We start from the raw sequence: 16358 nt of genomic DNA, 5'->3' as shown, positions 1-16358 counted from the left end.
CCTCACTTGGCCTGGGCCGAGGGTGCCGCGGCTGGCTTTTCCTCCTGAGGGGTGACCTTGACGCCAGGACGCACGCGCATCAGGCCGTTCACCACCACCACGTCGTCGGGCTTCAAGCCGGACTTGATCACGCGCAGCGGCCCCTCCAGGGGCCCAAGCACCACCGGGCGCACCTGCACCGTGTTCTCCGGGCCCACCACATAAACGAACTTCTGGGTCTGCTCGCTGCCGATGGCCGTGTCCGGCACGGTCAGCGCCTCATAGGGCGCCGAGGAGGCCACCCGCACCCGGCCGAACATGCCGGGACGGAACAGGTCCTTGGAATTCTCGAACACCGCGCGGCCCCGGATGGTGCCGGTCTCGCGGTCCACGATGTTGTTCAGGAAGTCCATCTTGCCGTGATAGGGCCAGCCTTTGTCGTCAATCAGCTTGAGATCGACCTTGGAGCCGCTCACATCCGCGCCGCCCATCAGGCGCTGGTAACGCAGGAAGGAGGCTTCGTCGAAGGTGAACTCGAAATAGATGGGATCGGTCGAGACGATGATGGCCAGAAGCGTGGGCGAGGCACCCGCGCCGCCGACCACATAATTGCCCACCGACACCCGCCGGTCGCCGATGCGACCGGTGATGGGCGCGCGCAGCTCAGTGAACTGAAGATCGAGCTTGGCTTGGTTGACCGCCGCTTCCTGCGCCTGGACGGTGGCCGCGGCCGTGCGCTGGGTCTGGGTGCGCTGGTCGAAGGTCTGCTTGGAGATGGCGTTGGACGTCTTGTCCTCGATCAGGGTGCGGGCGCGCTCCAGATCGGTGGTGGCGTAGTCCAGATTGGCCTTCGCCTGGGCGAGGTTGGCCTCCGCCTGCTGCAGCGCGATCTTGTAGGGCCGCTGGTCGATGGTGAAGAGCAGGTCGCCCTCCTTCACCATCTGGCCGTCGGTGAAACTGATCTTATCCAGGTAGCCGGACACGCGCGCATTGACCGACACCCGGTCGATGGCGGCGAAGCGGCCGACATATTCGTCATAATCGGTGATGGTGCGCGGCTGGGGTTTGGCCACGGTGACCGTGGGCGGCGGCGGCGCAGCCTGCTGCTGCTGTTGCTGCGGCTGGCCGCAGCCAGCAAGCGCAACGAGGGCAGACAGGACGAACGCAGTGATCGCTACGCGATGCGGCTGGACGGACATAGAGTGCTCCGACAGGGCGACTTGAGGCGCGCCATTTCATTGTCAGGGCGAAGAACGGCGCTTCCCGCAACCGACGAGCCGTTTGCCACAGCCGCTCGCATAGCACAGACGTGTGCAATGCAAAATCCCTAACGGCAAGCCAAGATCCTCTGAATCGCGGCCTCGGCGCAGACGGCGGTGTGATTGAACCTCCTGCAGGCCCTCGGGCTTCGCGTATCGGCGCTCAAGCTGCTGCGACCGTGATGAGGGTGGTCACGACCGCTTCATCGCCCGGTCCGGCGCCTCATGGCTCCTTGTCCGTCGGCGCAGGGGCGGCGGTCCCCCGCCGGCGCAGCAGCGGCGCGAGGAAGCGTCGGCCGAAAAACACGATGACCGTGGCGAGATAGGCAAGTCCCCCCGTCAGCACCACGGCCAGGAAGACCAGTTCCTCCCGCGCGACGGCAAGGTGCGCCGTTAGGAGGCGCGCGATCGGGTCGGCACCGAGCAGGACCCCCGCCAGCACCAGGCCACAGACCAGAAGGCGCCCGAGATTTCCCGGCAGCCGCGCATCGCCAAGCGGCAGCCCGCGCCGGTGGGCGAAGAAGATGAGGAGGCCGAGATTGATCCAGCCGCCAATGGCGGTGGCCAGCGCAAGGCCCACCTGCGCCAGCGTCCCCATGAGCGCGAATTTCAGCGCCACATTGATGCCCACGGCGGTCAGCGAGGCGACCATGGGCGTCGTCGTATCGCCGCGGGCATGGAACGGCGCGATGAAGGCCCGCAACACCACGAAGGCGATGAGCCCCACCCCATAGGCCTGCAATGTCGCGGCCGCCTCCGCCGCATCACCCCGTGTGAAGGCGCCGCGCGCGAACAGGGCACGCATGGTGAGGTCGGGAATGAGGAGCGCCGCCACAACGAAAGGCAGCGAGAGCAGCACCGCGAACTCGATGGAACGCGCCTGCGCATGGGCCGCGCCCGCATCATCCCCCGCGGCCAGACGCCGGGACATTTCCGGCAGCAGCACGGTGCCAATGGCGATTCCCACCACGCCGATGGGCAATTGGTTGATGCGATCGGCATAATAAAGCGCTGAGAGCGCGCCCGAGGGCAGGAAAGTGGCGATGATGGTGTCGGCGAACAGCGCGATCTGCACCCCGGCCGAGCCGATGATGGCGGGGCCCAGCGCCTTGAGGAATTGCCGCGTTCCGGGATTGAGGTGGGGCCGGGAGAAGCGCAGGCCGATGCCGCTGCGCTCCGCATCCCATCCCACCAGCAGCACCTGCCCGATGCCCGACAGCAGCACGCCCCAGGCCGCCGCATGGCCGGCGGTGGGAAAGGCGGCCGCCGAAAGCAGCGTCCCCACCATGCAGACATTCAGCAAAATGGGCGAGGCCGCCGCCATGGCGAAGCGGTTGGAGGCGTTGAGCGCGCCGGAGATGAGGGTGGCGACCGAAATGAGCGCCAGATAGGGAAAGGTGATGCGGGTGAGCGACACCGCCAGTTGGAACCGCTCGGGATTCTCCTTGAGGCCCGGCGCCAGCAGCCCCACAAAATCCGCCGTAAAGCCCAGCGCCAGAGCCAGCAGCACGGCGTGCACCAGTGCCATGGCGGTGAGAATCTCGTTGGCAAACTCCCGGGCCGTGGCCACGCCCCCCTGCTCCCGCAGCCGCGAATAAGTGGGCACGAAGGCGGCGTTGAAGGCGCCCTCGGCGAAGATGGCGCGGAAATGATTGGGCAGGCGGAAAGCCACCAGGAAGGCATCCGCCACCGGCCCGGCGCCGAGTACGGCCGCCATCACCACGTCCCGCACGAAGCCGGCGAGGCGCGAAAGCAGGGTCAGTCCGCCGACGGAGAGGATGCTTTTGAACATGGGTCCGCTTTATCGCCGCGTCTGGCGGCAGGCTATTGCACGTTCGGGTCCGATTGTATCGCTATCTGCGGGAAGGCCGGGCGATGCCGCAGCCCCTGCCCGCTTCGCCCGGCCCGCATTCTGAGGCCGCGGGGCCACGGGCCGCATTCAGGTCGCCCCCATGAAAAAGGGCCGGCCATGGCGGCCGGCCCTCTTCATGTCCGTGCCGCGCGCCGTGCGCGGCCTTGCCCGCTCAGCCCGCCAAAGCGCGGCGGACGGCGGTCACGATTCGATCCTGCGTCGCCTGGCCGAGATAGGCATGCATGGGCAGGCTGATCACTTCCGGGCAGAGCGCCTCCGCCACGGGGGCGGCATCGCTGGGGAAGTGGCTGTAAGCCGGCTGGCGATGCATGGGGATGCGATAATAGACGGCGGTGGGGATGCCGTCCTTCTTCAGCGCATCGGCGAGGGCATCGCGCCGGCCGGGGGCGAGGCGGATGGTGTATTGCGCCCAGATGGAGGTGGCGCGCGGGTCCACCACCGGAACCGTGGCCACATCGCCCAGCATTTCGTTGTAGCGCTTGGCGACGCGGTCGCGCGCCGCGATCTCGTCCTCGAAGATGTCCAGCTTCTCGATCAGCACCGCCGCCTGGATGGTGTCGAGGCGGGCGGTCATGCCGATGCGCACATTCTCATACTTGTCCGTGCCCTGGCCGTGCTCGCGCACGCTCTTGAGTACGCTCACGAGGTCAGCGTCATCGGTGAAGATGGCGCCGCCATCGCCGTAGCAGCCGAGCGGCTTGGCCGGGAAGAAGGAGGTGGCGGTGGCATGGCCGATGCTGCCGGTGCGCTGGCCGCGCCAGGTGGCGCCGAAGCCCTGGGCGGTGTCGCACAGCACTTTCAGGCCATGGGCCTCGGCCACCGGCAGGATGGCGTCATAGTCCGCCGCTTGGCCGAACAGGTCCACGGGAATGACCACCTTGGGGGTCAGGCCCTTGGCCTTGGCGATGCCGATGGCGCGCTCCAGGGAGGCGGCATCCATGTTGAAGGTGTCGGGCAGCACGTCCACAAACACGGCGGTGGCGCCCACCCACGGCACCACCTCGGCGGTGGCGCAGAATGTGAAGGCCGGGCAGAAGACCGCGTCCCCCGCCTTCACGCCCCAGGCCATCAGCAGCATGGCCAGCGCATCCGTGCCGCTGGAGCAGGAGACTGCATATTTGGCGCCGGCGAAGGCGGCGAGCTGTTCCTCCAGCATCGCCACTTCCGGCCCATTGATGAAGCGGCAGCTCTCCAGCACCGAGGACACCGCGCGGTCGATGCGCGCGCCAAGCCGGGCGCGCTGGGCGGCCACGTCGATGAAGGGGATGGGTGCCATCTGCGAGGTCACGTGGGAAGTCATGAAATGTCCCTTGAGAATGGCAATCAACCGGCCGCCCGCAGGCGGTCGGCGCGCAAGGTGGCCTCGGCCCGTTCGGCCAGGCACTGGATGGCGATTTCGAGGCTGGCGACGCCCTCGTCGCCGGACACCATGGGCGGCTTCTTGGTGCGCACGGCCTCGACGAAATTCTCCAGCTCCGAGCGCAGCGGCTCGGAATAGGCCACCGGCAGGTGGCGCATGGAATAGGAGCCGTCGGGGCGATAGTCGAAGCACTCGGTCACCTGCCGGGTGAGGAGGTCGCCCATCACATATTTCTTGCGAGTCGCCACATGCACCGTGCGCGCCTTGAAGGGGGTGAGCCAGTTGGTGTTGATGTGGGCGAGCACCCCGGAGGCGGTGCGGAACTGAAGCAGCGCGATGTCCTCGCGCTCGGCCATGGCGCTGGAGGTCTGGGGCTGCACCTCCACGATGTCGGAGCCGGTGAACCAGCGGATGAGGTCGATGTCGTGCACGGCGAGATCGATCACCACACCCACATTGGACATGCGGGGCGGGAAGGGGCCGACGCGCGTGATGGCGATGGAGAGAAGCTCCTCGTCGCGGATGGCGTTCTTGACCGTCTGCACCGCCGGATTGAAGCGCTCCACATGGCCGACCATGAGGGTCACGCCCTTGGCGCGCGCGGCGGACACGATCTCGCGGCCCTCCGCCACGGTGGAGGCCACCGGCTTTTCCACCAGCACGGACACGCCGGCATTGATGACGTCGAGCGCCACCGGGTGGTGCAGATGGGTGGGCGCCGCCACGATCACGGCGTCAAGACCGAGGTCCAGCAGCGCCCGATGGTCACCGACCGCCTTGCAGCCGAGAAAACCAGCCACCCGTTCCGCCTGGGCCTGGTCGGGGTCAGCCACCGCCACAAGCTCCACCCCAGCCAGCTGGGAGAGAACGCGGGCGTGGTTGGATCCCATGATGCCGATGCCCGTGACCCCGATCCGCACCGGGGGGCGATCCAGCGAAGCCGAATCGTGCGCCATTTGAGCCTCACTCCTGATGTGCGGGAACGCGTCTATCACGGGACATGGGGCGGATGCGAGGCAATCCGAAGACCCTGATACCTCCCCGCCTTCAACAATTGCGTCGCCATATTACGGCCGAGCCGCCCCTGCCGCGGCGCGTCAAACGGAAACGCGCGGGCCCCGATGGGACGCCCGCGCGTTCCGCGTCTCTCTCGCCGGGCCTTGCGGCCCGCCGCCGCTGTGTCAGAACTTGTAGTTCACGCCCACGCGGGCGGTGCTGGCGGCGATGCCGGCATCGCCGATATTGTCGTAGGTCTTCTTGCCGAGATCCACGTAGAGATATTCGGCGCGTGCGGTCCAGTTGTTGGTGATGGCGTATTCAAGACCGCCACCGACCGTCCATCCCACATGGGTGTTGGAATCGCTGTAGCCGAAATCATTGATGGTGTTCTTGCCATAGGCGAGACCGCCCGTGACATAAGGCAGGAAGCGGTCATAGGCGTAGCCAAGACGGGCCCGCACGGTGCCGAAATAGTCCAGCTTGCTGTTGACGTTGTTCGCGCTTCCGGAAATGTCGCTGCCCTGGAGGTCGGCCTCGACACCCACCAGCATGTTGTTCTGGAACTGGTAGTTGTAGCCGACCTGGCCGCCGCCGAACCAGCCGTCGGGAGACACGCCGTAATAGTCGGCCGCCCCCTTGCCGGACCCCCAGGCATAACCGGCATTGGCGCCGATATAGAAGCCCGTCCAGGAGAAGACCGGGGCCGGCGCCGCGACCTGCGCCTTCACCGGATAGGACTGCGGCTTCGCGAGATCCGCGGCCATGGCGGGCGCCGCCACCATCGCGCCCAGGAGGGCGCCGGAAACGAGAACCGACTTCATCTTCGTCCACCTCACTTCACTCTGCGGGCCGTTCGGACTGGCCGGACAGGCAAGCGCCCGTGCGCCACGTCCATGACGACCTCTGGCATCCGGGGTCAGACCCAGGGATGCCCACACAGGCTGCCTGCGGTCCCAATGACGAAGGCCCCGCATGCGTTCCTGATCGATGAGAATGTGACGGTGAAGACGGGCTGTGTGGTGACCGAGAAAAGGCAATCCAATGGCGCAGCTGGGGTGTCTCAGTGGCACGTCGGGCCGCCCTCACGCCGCGACATGCCGCATGGAAACTCTTTTAGTATCAGTCGTTTATGAAACTATCCCGCGAAGACGCGCCGACCGCACAAATGTCGGCGGCGCCCGATAATGGGCGCCCCATTCTCCGCCACGGGAATTCCTCCCGGGCTCCTCAGTCCTGGCCCAATTGGGGACTGTGATGAAGGCATGACACTGTCGCTCCGGGCCATCCTCAGGGATCAGGTGACCTCCCCGAAGGCTGACATCCCGCTCCACCGGCGGCCGTACGGAAGGCGCCCAAGGAGGGGTAGCGGAACGCCGGATCAAAAAACAGAAAGGCCCCGGGCTTTCGCCCGAGGCCTTCCCAGAACCAGCCTGATCGGAAGATCAGAACTTGTAGTTCACGCCCAGCTTGAGCAGGTTCAGGTTGGTGTCGGCATTGACCGAACCCAGGGTGGCCGGGATGGTGTAGGAGTTGCCCTGCAGATCGACGTACAGGTACTCGATCTTGGCAGTCCAGTTGTTGGTGAAGGCGTACTCGACGCCCGCGCCGATGGTCCAGCCCCAGTTGGTCTGGGAGGTGGAGACGCCGTAGATCGTGCCGTAATTGGTGTTGGCGTAAGCCGCACCAGCGGTGATGTAGGGCAGCACGCGGTCGAACGCGTAGCCGAGGCGGGCGCGGATCGTGCCGACATAGTCGAGCGAAGCCTCGCCAGCGCCGCCCGTGTTGGAGATCACGACGGTGTTGGAGCCCATGCTCGTCCAGTCGATGTCAGCCTCGAGGCCGAGCACGACGTTGTTGGCGAACTGGTAGTTATAGCCAGCCTGCAGACCGCCGATGAAGCCGTTCGCGCTGCCGACGCCGATGGAGGTCGGGGCCGCGCCAAACACCGGGGAGACGTTCAGAGAGCTGTCAGCCCAGCCCCAGCCGATGTTGCCACCGATGTAGAAGCCGGTCCAAGAGAACACCGGGACCACGGGGGCCACGGCCTTGACCGGATACTTCGTGGCGAGATCGGCCGCAGAGGCGGCGCCGCCGAGGAGAGCCAGGGCAGAGACCCCGGCGAGAGCGCGCTTCAACATGGTTACACCCTTCATTGCGATACAAAACTCGATGACCAGGACCATACATCGGGGCAGGCGGCCCGTCTGTAACCCGTCTGCAACACCGCCGAAAGAAAACCCGGCGAGATTGTGACATTGAGCCTACATCGGAACACAATTACAGGCAAGTTCCGCGGCCCAGACGAGATCACAAGGCTTTTACCGCACCGACGCAGCTTAAGATTTCAGAAACGATAGTTCATACCTGCCCTAAGGATGCTCCCGTCGAACCCGAGTGTCGCGGGACCAAGCAGTGAGGAGTAAGTAGAACTACCCATGTCCACATAAAGATACTCAGCGCGAGCACTCCAATTGCGGTCAAGCGCATATTCCGCCCCTGCCCCGATTGTCCAACCCGTCTGAGTCTGGCTGTTGCTCAGCCCCCAAACTTCATATTGACCTTGCCCATAGGCGAAACCCAAGGTTCCATAAGCCATTATACGTTCGAAGGCGAAGCCGGCGCGGGCCCGCACAGTGCCGAGATACGTGGTGCTGTAAGCCCCGGCACTGACACCGGCCCAGTCAAAATCGGTCTCGATGCCCACCACGAACGGCGAACCGGCGAACTGCCAGTTATAGCCGGCCTGGAGGCCACCGACGAAACCGCTCGGGGAATAGCTGCCGGAGCTGCCCCATCCCCATCCCGCATTGGCGCCGATATAGAATCCGGTCCAGGACATGGGCGGCTGTGCTGCCGCATAGCCATAGCCGTAGCCTGAATTCATGTCGGCGGCCCCCGCAGGCACCGCGAGGGCGCCCAGCATGGCGAGCCCTGCCACGGCAGAACCCGCAATGGCTCGGATCTTCATCCTCAACACTCCTCGCTCGCTGCCGCAGCCGTGACTGCGCGCTGCCTCTTCCACTAGGGGGAAATGGCAAACGAAGTCTGGCAGCTCCCGCGGAACTCCTTCCAATTGTTCGAGATGGTCAATGAAGGGTGAACCGCCTGTCGCCGGAAGCCCATGGCGATTCCTGTCCCTATCCCCTCACCTCTCCCGCGCGTCCGCACGCCCCCCCCTGGCCCCAGCGCGCCCGAATGCCTAACTTTCCGGCCATGACCGCGCGATCCGCAAAAGAGCTGCCTGACACGCCCCCCGACATCGTCACGCCGGAGAACATGGAAGAGGAAGCACTGCTTTCCCTACCCTCCGGCCCCGAGGAGGAGGTGGCCGAAGGTCCGCTCGCCACGGGCCGCGCGGCGATTCTGGCGGCAGCCCGCCATGCGCCCTCAGGGCCGGGCGTCTATCGCATGATCGATGGGGACGGCGCCGTACTCTATGTGGGCAAGGCCAAGAGCATCAAGAAGCGCGTGCTCAGCTACACCCGCCCGGTGGGCCACACGAATCGCATCGCCCGCATGATCGCGGCGACCGTGGCCATGGAGTTCGTCTCCACCCGCACCGAGCCGGAAGCGCTGCTGCTGGAGGCCAACCTCATCAAGCAGTTGAAGCCCCGCTTCAACGTGCTGCTGCGGGACGACAAGTCCTTCCCCTACATCTTCATCAGCGCCGACCATGAGGCGCCGCAGATCCTGAAGCATCGCGGCGCGCGCAACCGGCCGGGCGCCTATTACGGGCCGTTCGCCAGCGTCTGGGCGGTGGATCGCACCATCAACGCGCTCCAGCGCGCCTTCCTGCTGCGCTCCTGCTCCGACAGTTATTACGAGAATCGCAGCCGCCCCTGCCTGCTGTTCCAGATCAAGAGGTGCGCCGGGCCGTGCACGGGCGAGATCGCCCCGCCCGACTACAAGGTGTTGGTGGACGAAGCCCGCGCCTTCCTTGCCGGTCGGTCAAGGGCGATCAAGGAGCAGCTCGCCCACGAAATGGAAGCGGCCGCCGAGGCGCTGGAATTTGAGCGCGCGGCACGGCTGCGCGATCGCCTCGCCGCCCTGTCCGCCGTGCAGGGCAGCCAGGGCATCAATCCCCGCTCGGTGGAAGAGGCGGACGTGTTCGCCTGCCACCAGGAGGGCGGCGCCACCTGCATCGAGGTCTTCTTCTTCCGCACCGGGCAGAATTGGGGCAACCGTGCTTATTACCCCCGCGCCGACCGCTCGCTCACCGAGGCCGAGGTGCTGGGCGCCTTCCTGTCGCAATTCTATGACGACAAGCCGTGCCCGCGCCTCGTCCTCATCAGCCACGAGGTGGAGGAACAGGCGCTGATCGCCGAGGCTTTGTCGGAAAAGTCCGGCTTCAAGGTGGAGGTGGCCTGCCCCCGGCGCGGCGAGAAGAAGGACCTCATCGACCACGCCTTGCAGAATGCCCGCGAGGCGTTGGGCCGCAAGCTGTCGGAGACCGCCACCCAGACCCGCCTCCTGGAAGGCGTCGCCGCCGCCTTCCGGCTGCCCGGCCCGCCCCGGCGCATCGAGGTCTATGACAATTCCCACATCATGGGCACCAATGCGGTGGGTGGCATGATCGTGGCGGGGCCTGAAGGCTTCCTGAAAAGCCAGTACCGCAAGTTCAACATCAAGTCGGCCGACATCACGCCCGGCGACGATTTCGGCATGATGCGGGAGGTCCTCACCCGCCGATTCTCCCGCCTCCTGAAGGAAGCCCCCCGCGCCATCGCTCCGGTGCCCGAACCGGCCGCCGCCACCGTCGGCAGCGAACTGGCGCCGGAGCCACCCGCCGGAGAGGAAACCTCCCCCTGGCCGGACCTTGTCCTCATCGATGGCGGGCAGGGCCAGATGAGCGCGGCCCGCGCGGTGATGGCGGAGTTGGGCATCACCGACGTGCCCATGGTGGGAATCGCCAAGGGTGTCGATCGCGAGGCCGGGCGCGAGCAGTTCTTCGTGGAGGGCGTGCCGCCCTTCCGCATGGAGCCGCGCGACCCGGTGCTCTATTTCATTCAGCGCCTGCGGGACGAGGCGCACCGCTTCGCCATCGGTTCGCACCGGGCGCGGCGTAAGAAGGACATCACCGATGCAGGCCTCCAGGCCATACCGGGTGTCGGCCCCACCCGGAAGCGCGCTTTGCTGCGCCATTTCGGGACCTTGAAGGCCATCGAGCGGGCCTCGCTCGCCGATCTCGAGCAGGTGGATGGAATCAACGCCTCGACGGCCCTGGCCATCTACGGCTATTTCCACGAACAGCCGCCATCGTGACTTGCGCCTCGACCCCGCCCGTTTTCTTCGGCATGGTCCGGCACGCCGCGATCCTGCCGCAGCCCCTTTGACGCCAGAAGACTGATAGCCCATGGCCGAAGCCGCGACCCGCCCCTCTGGCGCCCCCAAGCCCCGCAACGAGCGCCGGCTGGCCTTGTCGCTGCCGAATATCCTCACCTATGCCCGCTGTGCCGCCGTGCCCATGGTGGCGGCCTGCCTGTTCTGGTCGGACATTTTCCATGGCGGAGAATGGCTGCGCTGGGTGGCGCTCGGCCTGTTCATCGCGGCGGCGGTCACCGACTTCTTCGACGGTTATCTCGCCCGCGCCTGGTCGCAGCAATCGGCCATCGGGCGCATGCTGGACCCCATCGCCGACAAGCTGCTGGTCTCTACCTCGCTCCTGATGCTCGCCTCCGACGGCACGATCCGGGGGTGGTCGCTGTGGGCGGCGATCGTCATCCTGTGCCGTGAGATCCTGGTATCGGGCCTGCGGGAATTCCTGGCGGAGCTGCGGGTGTCCGTGCCGGTGTCGCGGCTTGCCAAGTGGAAGACGACGCTGCAATTGGTGGCGGTGGGCTTCCTGCTGGCGGGACCGGCGGGCGATGCCATCCTTCCCGGGGTCAGCTATGTGGGCTTGGGCCTGCTCTGGGTCTCCGCCGTGCTCACCCTCTATACCGGTTATGACTATTTCCGCGCCGGCGCCCGGCATCTGGTGGAGGATGACGCGTGAAGATCCTCTATTTCGCCTGGCTGCGCGAGCGGGTGGGACTGGCGCAGGAGGAGGTCATCCCTCCCGCCGAAGTGCGCACCGTAGCCGACCTTGCCCGCTGGCTGGCGGGGCGGGACGAGGCCCATGCCCACGCCTTCGAAAAGCCCGACGTGGTGCGCGCCGCCATCGACCGGCGGCATGTGAAGCCGGACACGCTGATCGGCGAGGCGCGGGAAATCGCCTTCTTCCCGCCCATGACGGGAGGCTGACCCCGTGACCGCAGCCCAGCCCTTCTCTGTCGCCATCCAGGCCGAGCCGTTCGACACGGCAGCGGAGATCGCCGCGCTGTCCGGCACGGGCGAGGTGGGCGCGGTCGTCTCCTTCACCGGCCTGTGCCGGGCCGATCCGCCGGATGCCACGGGCGGCGCGCCCCTTACCGCTTTGGTGCTGGAGCACTATCCGGGCATGGCGGAAGACGAGATCGCCCGTCATGTGGAAGAGGCCCGCACCCGCTGGCCGCTCCAGGGCGCGCGGGTGATCCACCGCTTTGGCCGCATCGTGCCGGGTGAGCAGATCGTGCTGGTGGTGACCGCCTCCGCCCATCGCGAAGCCGCCTTCAACGCCGCCGCCTTCCTGATGGACTGGCTGAAGACCGACGCCCCCTTCTGGAAGAAGGAAGAGCGTGGCGTTGCCGGAGACTGGGTGGCGGCCAAGGCCAGCGACGACATGGCGGCTGCGCGCTGGAAATAGGCAGCCTTTAGAAACGGCGTCTCCTTATTGTATGGTGACTTAGCTAGGCATCCTATCACTGGTCACAAGGGCGATCGCAGTGAGCAATCATGAGAGAATTTGGGAAGGAGACCTTCTCGGCAGGCGAGCAGACGCTGAATTTTTAGAATTTTTTTTAGTTAAGCGAGTTGAAGAACGCGGGCATGCAGGTCAAAAAATGTCTTTTGTTCTCAATATTGACGCCCCGTGGGGGTACGGAAAAACCTGGTTTGTGGACCGCTTTGTTGAGCAATTAGTTTCATCTGGCCGCCGCGTGGCGAAGATAAACGCATGGCAGAACGACTACGCAGATGACCCGTTGATCCCAGTAATGGCGGCGATTGACGACGTGATTGCCCCCACTGCCCGCGGAAAGAAGAAAGCGCTCTGGAGAAAAGTGAAAGCAAATGGTGCGTCCATAGCCTATTCTTTTGTGAGAGGAGCCGCTTCTCACTGGATAAAAAAGGGAACAGGCGATGCACTTTCAGATGTTATCAATGTAGTCAATAATGAAAATTTAGAGGCTGTAAGAGAAGGGTCAGAACATGCATCAGATACATTTTTGAATATTATCGATAAAAATGCTGAAGAGCTTATATCAAAGTTTAAAATACAATCTCGCACTATCGAACAATTCAGATCCGGCCTGTCACACACAATAAAAGGTACGTCTAACGACAGTGAAATCGACCTATTATTTGTCGTTATAGACGAGATGGATAGATGCCGACCCACCTATGCCATTCTCTTACTAGAAAGAATAAAGCACATATTCGAGACCGACTATGTAGTATTCATAATCGCAACAGACAGTATACAACTCCAACACTCCGTGTCGTCAATATACGGTGCAAATTTTGATTCTAGATCATATTTAAAAAGATTCTTTGATCGCACTTATCATCTTGAACTTCCATCAATAGAGAAATTTGTCGAATCGCAAGTCGCAAAACTCCCACTCAGCCAATTGGAAATGCCAGCCAATTACAGTGCAAAAGACTCAATCTTGGCGAGCATATCATGCTTCGACTTATCGTTAAGAGACATACAACAGTGCTTAGATCACTTTCACAGCATCGTCACGTCGTGGAACGCAAGTTCTCTTATACAATTTGGAGCACTATTCCCAATGATTATAGCTTATCACAAGGGGGTAGACCCCGACATATCTTTAACCTATTCGGACAAAGTAGCCAATATCGTATCTAGATCAAAAAAGAATATGATAAGTTACCATTTCAAAAAGGTAACGAGGATTTCGGATGATGATAACATTTCATACCCATTTCAAGTCATGGCAAAATACATCTATCTTTCGAGTAAATCTTTTGAGGATTTGATTAAATTTACCCCAGAGGACTCTGTAACAATATGGATATTCAATACTTTCCTAAACGAAATGAAGTTAAATACGGGCGATAATAGCAGAAACGACCGTCATTCTGCAATAAATACATATCCCGCCCTGATACGTCAGACCGGCCGCCTATCCGTGTAGGAATTTTCCCCCCTCTCTTTTAGCCTTTTTATCTAAGCTTACATGGGATTGATCTCTCTAGACTCGTATTCTCCCCGTCCAGCGCCGCCTTGAGGCGCTCCATATCGAGAGCGCCTTCCCACTTGGCCACCACCAGCGTCGCCACCGCATTGCCGATCATGTTGGTGGTGGAGCGGGCCTCGGAGAGGAAGCGGTCGATGCCGAGAATGAGGGCGATGCCCGCCAGCGGGAGGTCCGGCACCACGCTCAAGGTGGCCGCAAGGGCGATGAAGCTCGACCCGCTCACCCCGCCCGCCCCCTTGGACGTGAGCATGGCCACCGCCAGCAGTCCCGCCAATTGGCCGAAGGAGAGGTGCGTGCCTGTCGCCTGGGCGATGAAGAGGATGGCGAGGGTCAGGTAGATGTTGGTTCCATCCGAATTGAAGGCATAGCCGCCGGGCACCACCAGGCGCACCACCGCCGGCCGCGCGCCAGCTTGTTCGAGCTTCGGGATCAGGCCCGGCAGCGCGCTCTCGGCGCAGGAGGTGCCGATCACCAGCAGGATCTCGTCCTTGATGTAGCGCAGCAGCTTGAAGATGGAGAAGCCGCACAGCCGCGCCATGGTGCCTAGAACCAGCACAATGAAGGCGATCTCCGCCAGATAAAGCGTGCCGATGAGCAGCAGCAGGCTGCCGATGGCATGCCAGCCGAACTTACCCACCACGAAGGCCATGGCCCCGAAGGCGCCGAGCGGCGCGGACAGCATGACGAGGCGCGCGAGGGCGAAGACGAAACCCTCCAGCTTCTCCATGGCCCGCAGCAGAGGTTCGCCCGTCGGCCCCAGGCGCAGCAAGGCGAAGGCGGTGAGGAGCGAGACGAACAGCACCTGCACCATGTCGCCGGAGGTGAAGGCGCCCACCAGCGTGTCTGGGATGATCCCGAGCAGGAAGCCGGAGACGGTGTGCTGGGCGCCCTTGTCCACATAAGGGGCCACCGCCGCCATATCGAGGGTGCGCGGATCCACCTGGAAGCCCGCCCCAGGCTGGACCAGGAAGCCGACGCCAAGCCCAATGAACAGAGCCAGCGTCGACATGACCTCGAAATAGAGCAGGGCCTTGCCGCCGATGCGGCCCATGGCCGCCTCGCCCCGGCTGCCGGCGATTCCCACCACCAGGGTGCAGAAGACCAGCGGGTCGATGATCATCCGCACCAGCTTGATGAAGGCCTGCCCCAGCGGTTCCATGGCGGCGCCGACGCCCGGCGCCAGCAGGCCCACCACGGCCCCGAGCAGCGCTCCCACCAGCACCTGGATGTAAAGCGAGCGATACCAGTCCTTGCGGAGGGCGACGTCGGGGGGCGCGCTCATGTGGCTCTCCGAGCGCCGAGCACTTCGGCGAAGCGGGCGGGGTCGTAGCCCTTGTCCCAGCGGGCCACCACCACCGCACCCACCGCATTGCCGATGACATTGGTGAGCGAGCGGCCGGTATTGAGGAAACGGTCGACGCCCAGCAGCAGGGCGATGCCGGCGGCCGGCACGGCGGGCACGATGGCGAAGGTGGCGGCGAGCGCGATGAAGACCGAGCCGGGAATGCCCGGCATGCCCCGCGTGGTGAGCATGGCCGTGGCTAGCAGCGCCACGATCTGGCCGGTGGAGAGCGCCGTGTCGGTGGCCTGGGCGATGAAGAGGATGGCCAGCGTCATATAGATGTTGGTGCCGTCCAGGTTGAAGGAATAGCCCGCGGGCACGACCAGGCTCACCACCCCCTTGGAGAGGCCCGCCTCTTCCAGCCGGCGCATGGTGCCGGGAAGGGCGCTCTCGGAACAGGCCGTGCCCAGCACCACGAACAATTCCTCCTTCAGAAGGCGCAGCAACGCGAACAGGCTGAAGCCGGACGCCCGCGCGACGGCACCACACACCCCCAGCACGAACAGGGCCTGCGTGCCGTACATGGCGCCCGCCAGCCAGAGGAAGGGCACCAGCACGCCGACGCCATACTTCCCCACCACCAGGGCCATGGCGCCGAACGCCCCCACCGGCGCCACGCGCATGACCATGGTCACAAGTTGGAAGATGAGATCCTGCAGATGGCGCAGGCCCCGCAACATGGGCGCGGCCTTTTCCCCCATCCGGGACAGGGCGAATCCGCTGAGCAGCGAGACGAACAGCACCTGGAGCATGCCCCCTTGAGCGAGGGCGCCCACCAGCGTGTCGGGGATGATGCCGAGGAGAAAAGCCTCGGGGCCGGTCGCCTGGGCCTTGGCGGCAAACTCCCGTGCCAAAGTAGGGTCGAGCGTCGCCGCATGGATGTGCAGCCCCTCACCGGGCCGCACCAACAGGCCGGCGGCGAGGCCGAGGATCAGCGCAAGGGTGGACATGGCCTCGAAATAGACGAGTGCCCCGCCCCCGAGGCGACCCACCCGGCGCCCGTCACGCAGGTCCGCAATGCCCAGCGTCAGCGTGCAGAAGACCACTGGCGCCACAACCAGATGGAGCAGGCGCACGAACAGGTCCGCCAGCGGCCCAAGCGCCGCCCCCACTGAGGGAAAGGCCGCCCCGGTCAGCGCGCCCGCGGCGGCCCCCACCAGCACAAGAACCGGAAGGCTGCGCCAGCGCGGCGTACGGCGACCGCTGGCTGGTTCCGGCAAGGACTCCTCGGCAGTCGTGGTCATGG

General features: G+C 64.3%; 14 protein-coding genes. 5 read left to right on the top strand and 9 right to left on the bottom strand.

The window, feature by feature from the left end; genetic code table 11:
* Positions 1 to 2 precede the first annotated feature (2 nt).
* The 7 genes from J5J86_RS16095 to J5J86_RS16065 all read right to left on the bottom strand — a co-directional run bounded on the left by J5J86_RS16095 (position 3) and on the right by J5J86_RS16065 (position 8438).
* On the bottom strand, positions 3 to 1178 hold the full coding sequence (locus tag J5J86_RS16095; RefSeq protein ID WP_209099743.1) for an efflux RND transporter periplasmic adaptor subunit: 1176 nt from the start codon (positions 1176 to 1178) through the stop codon (positions 3 to 5).
* A gap of 283 nt (positions 1179 to 1461) precedes the next feature.
* The gene (gene murJ, locus J5J86_RS16090; protein ID WP_209099742.1) at positions 1462 to 3030 is read right to left on the bottom strand and encodes a murein biosynthesis integral membrane protein MurJ; all 1569 of its coding nucleotides are present in this window, start codon (positions 3028 to 3030) and stop codon (positions 1462 to 1464) included.
* Positions 3031 to 3262: 232 nt separating this feature from the next.
* Entirely contained in the window at positions 3263 to 4411 is a 1149-nt protein-coding gene (locus J5J86_RS16085; RefSeq protein ID WP_209099740.1) for a DegT/DnrJ/EryC1/StrS family aminotransferase, read from the bottom strand.
* Between the two features lie 23 nt (positions 4412 to 4434).
* Complete coding sequence (locus J5J86_RS16080; RefSeq protein ID WP_209099738.1) at positions 4435 to 5427, bottom strand: Gfo/Idh/MocA family protein; 993 nt, start codon at positions 5425 to 5427, stop codon at positions 4435 to 4437.
* A 225-nt stretch (positions 5428 to 5652) separates the two neighbouring features.
* Positions 5653 to 6291, bottom strand: coding sequence for an outer membrane protein (locus J5J86_RS16075; RefSeq protein WP_209099736.1), 639 nt, complete (start codon positions 6289 to 6291; stop codon positions 5653 to 5655).
* A 621-nt stretch (positions 6292 to 6912) separates the two neighbouring features.
* Complete coding sequence (locus J5J86_RS16070) at positions 6913 to 7608, bottom strand: outer membrane protein (RefSeq protein WP_209099735.1); 696 nt, start codon at positions 7606 to 7608, stop codon at positions 6913 to 6915.
* A 206-nt stretch (positions 7609 to 7814) separates the two neighbouring features.
* Positions 7815 to 8438: an outer membrane protein gene (locus J5J86_RS16065; protein ID WP_209099734.1), complete on the bottom strand. Its 624-nt coding sequence runs from the start codon at positions 8436 to 8438 to the stop codon at positions 7815 to 7817.
* A gap of 227 nt (positions 8439 to 8665) precedes the next feature.
* On the opposite strand from J5J86_RS16065, the gene uvrC reads away from it, so the two are divergent.
* The 5 genes from uvrC (at position 8666) to J5J86_RS16040 (ending at position 13707) form a co-directional block, all read left to right on the top strand.
* Complete coding sequence (gene uvrC, locus J5J86_RS16060; RefSeq protein ID WP_446698621.1) at positions 8666 to 10732, top strand: excinuclease ABC subunit UvrC; 2067 nt, start codon at positions 8666 to 8668, stop codon at positions 10730 to 10732.
* A gap of 91 nt (positions 10733 to 10823) precedes the next feature.
* Positions 10824 to 11462 (top strand): CDP-diacylglycerol--glycerol-3-phosphate 3-phosphatidyltransferase, encoded by a 639-nt coding sequence (pgsA, locus tag J5J86_RS16055; protein WP_209099732.1) that lies wholly within the window; start codon positions 10824 to 10826, stop codon positions 11460 to 11462.
* On the top strand, positions 11459 to 11710 hold the full coding sequence (gene moaD, locus J5J86_RS16050) for a molybdopterin converting factor subunit 1 (RefSeq protein WP_209099731.1): 252 nt from the start codon (positions 11459 to 11461) through the stop codon (positions 11708 to 11710). The genes pgsA and moaD overlap by 4 nt, the downstream gene beginning before the upstream one ends.
* A gap of 4 nt (positions 11711 to 11714) precedes the next feature.
* On the top strand, positions 11715 to 12191 hold the full coding sequence (locus tag J5J86_RS16045) for a molybdenum cofactor biosynthesis protein MoaE (RefSeq protein WP_209099730.1): 477 nt from the start codon (positions 11715 to 11717) through the stop codon (positions 12189 to 12191).
* A 79-nt stretch (positions 12192 to 12270) separates the two neighbouring features.
* Positions 12271 to 13707 carry a KAP family P-loop NTPase fold protein gene (locus J5J86_RS16040; RefSeq protein WP_209099729.1) on the top strand — a complete coding sequence of 479 codons (1437 nt, stop codon included), beginning with the start codon at positions 12271 to 12273 and terminating at the stop codon, positions 13705 to 13707.
* 28 nt (positions 13708 to 13735) lie between these two features.
* On the opposite strand, the gene dctA is transcribed toward J5J86_RS16040, so the two are convergent.
* A complete protein-coding gene (gene dctA, locus J5J86_RS16035) occupies positions 13736 to 15052 on the bottom strand; it encodes a C4-dicarboxylate transporter DctA (RefSeq protein WP_209099728.1) in 1317 nt (438 codons plus the stop codon).
* Positions 15049 to 16356, bottom strand: coding sequence for a cation:dicarboxylate symporter family transporter (locus J5J86_RS16030; RefSeq protein WP_209099727.1), 1308 nt, complete (start codon positions 16354 to 16356; stop codon positions 15049 to 15051). Before J5J86_RS16030 ends, dctA begins: the two co-directional genes overlap by 4 nt.
* Positions 16357 to 16358 lie beyond the last annotated feature (2 nt).

Source organism: Aquabacter sp. L1I39 (assembly GCF_017742835.1).
In the GTDB taxonomy this organism is placed as follows: Bacteria; Pseudomonadota; Alphaproteobacteria; order Rhizobiales; family Xanthobacteraceae; genus L1I39.
Note: the sequence above shows the minus strand (reverse complement) of the source record. Positions and strands in the feature narration are given on the sequence as shown.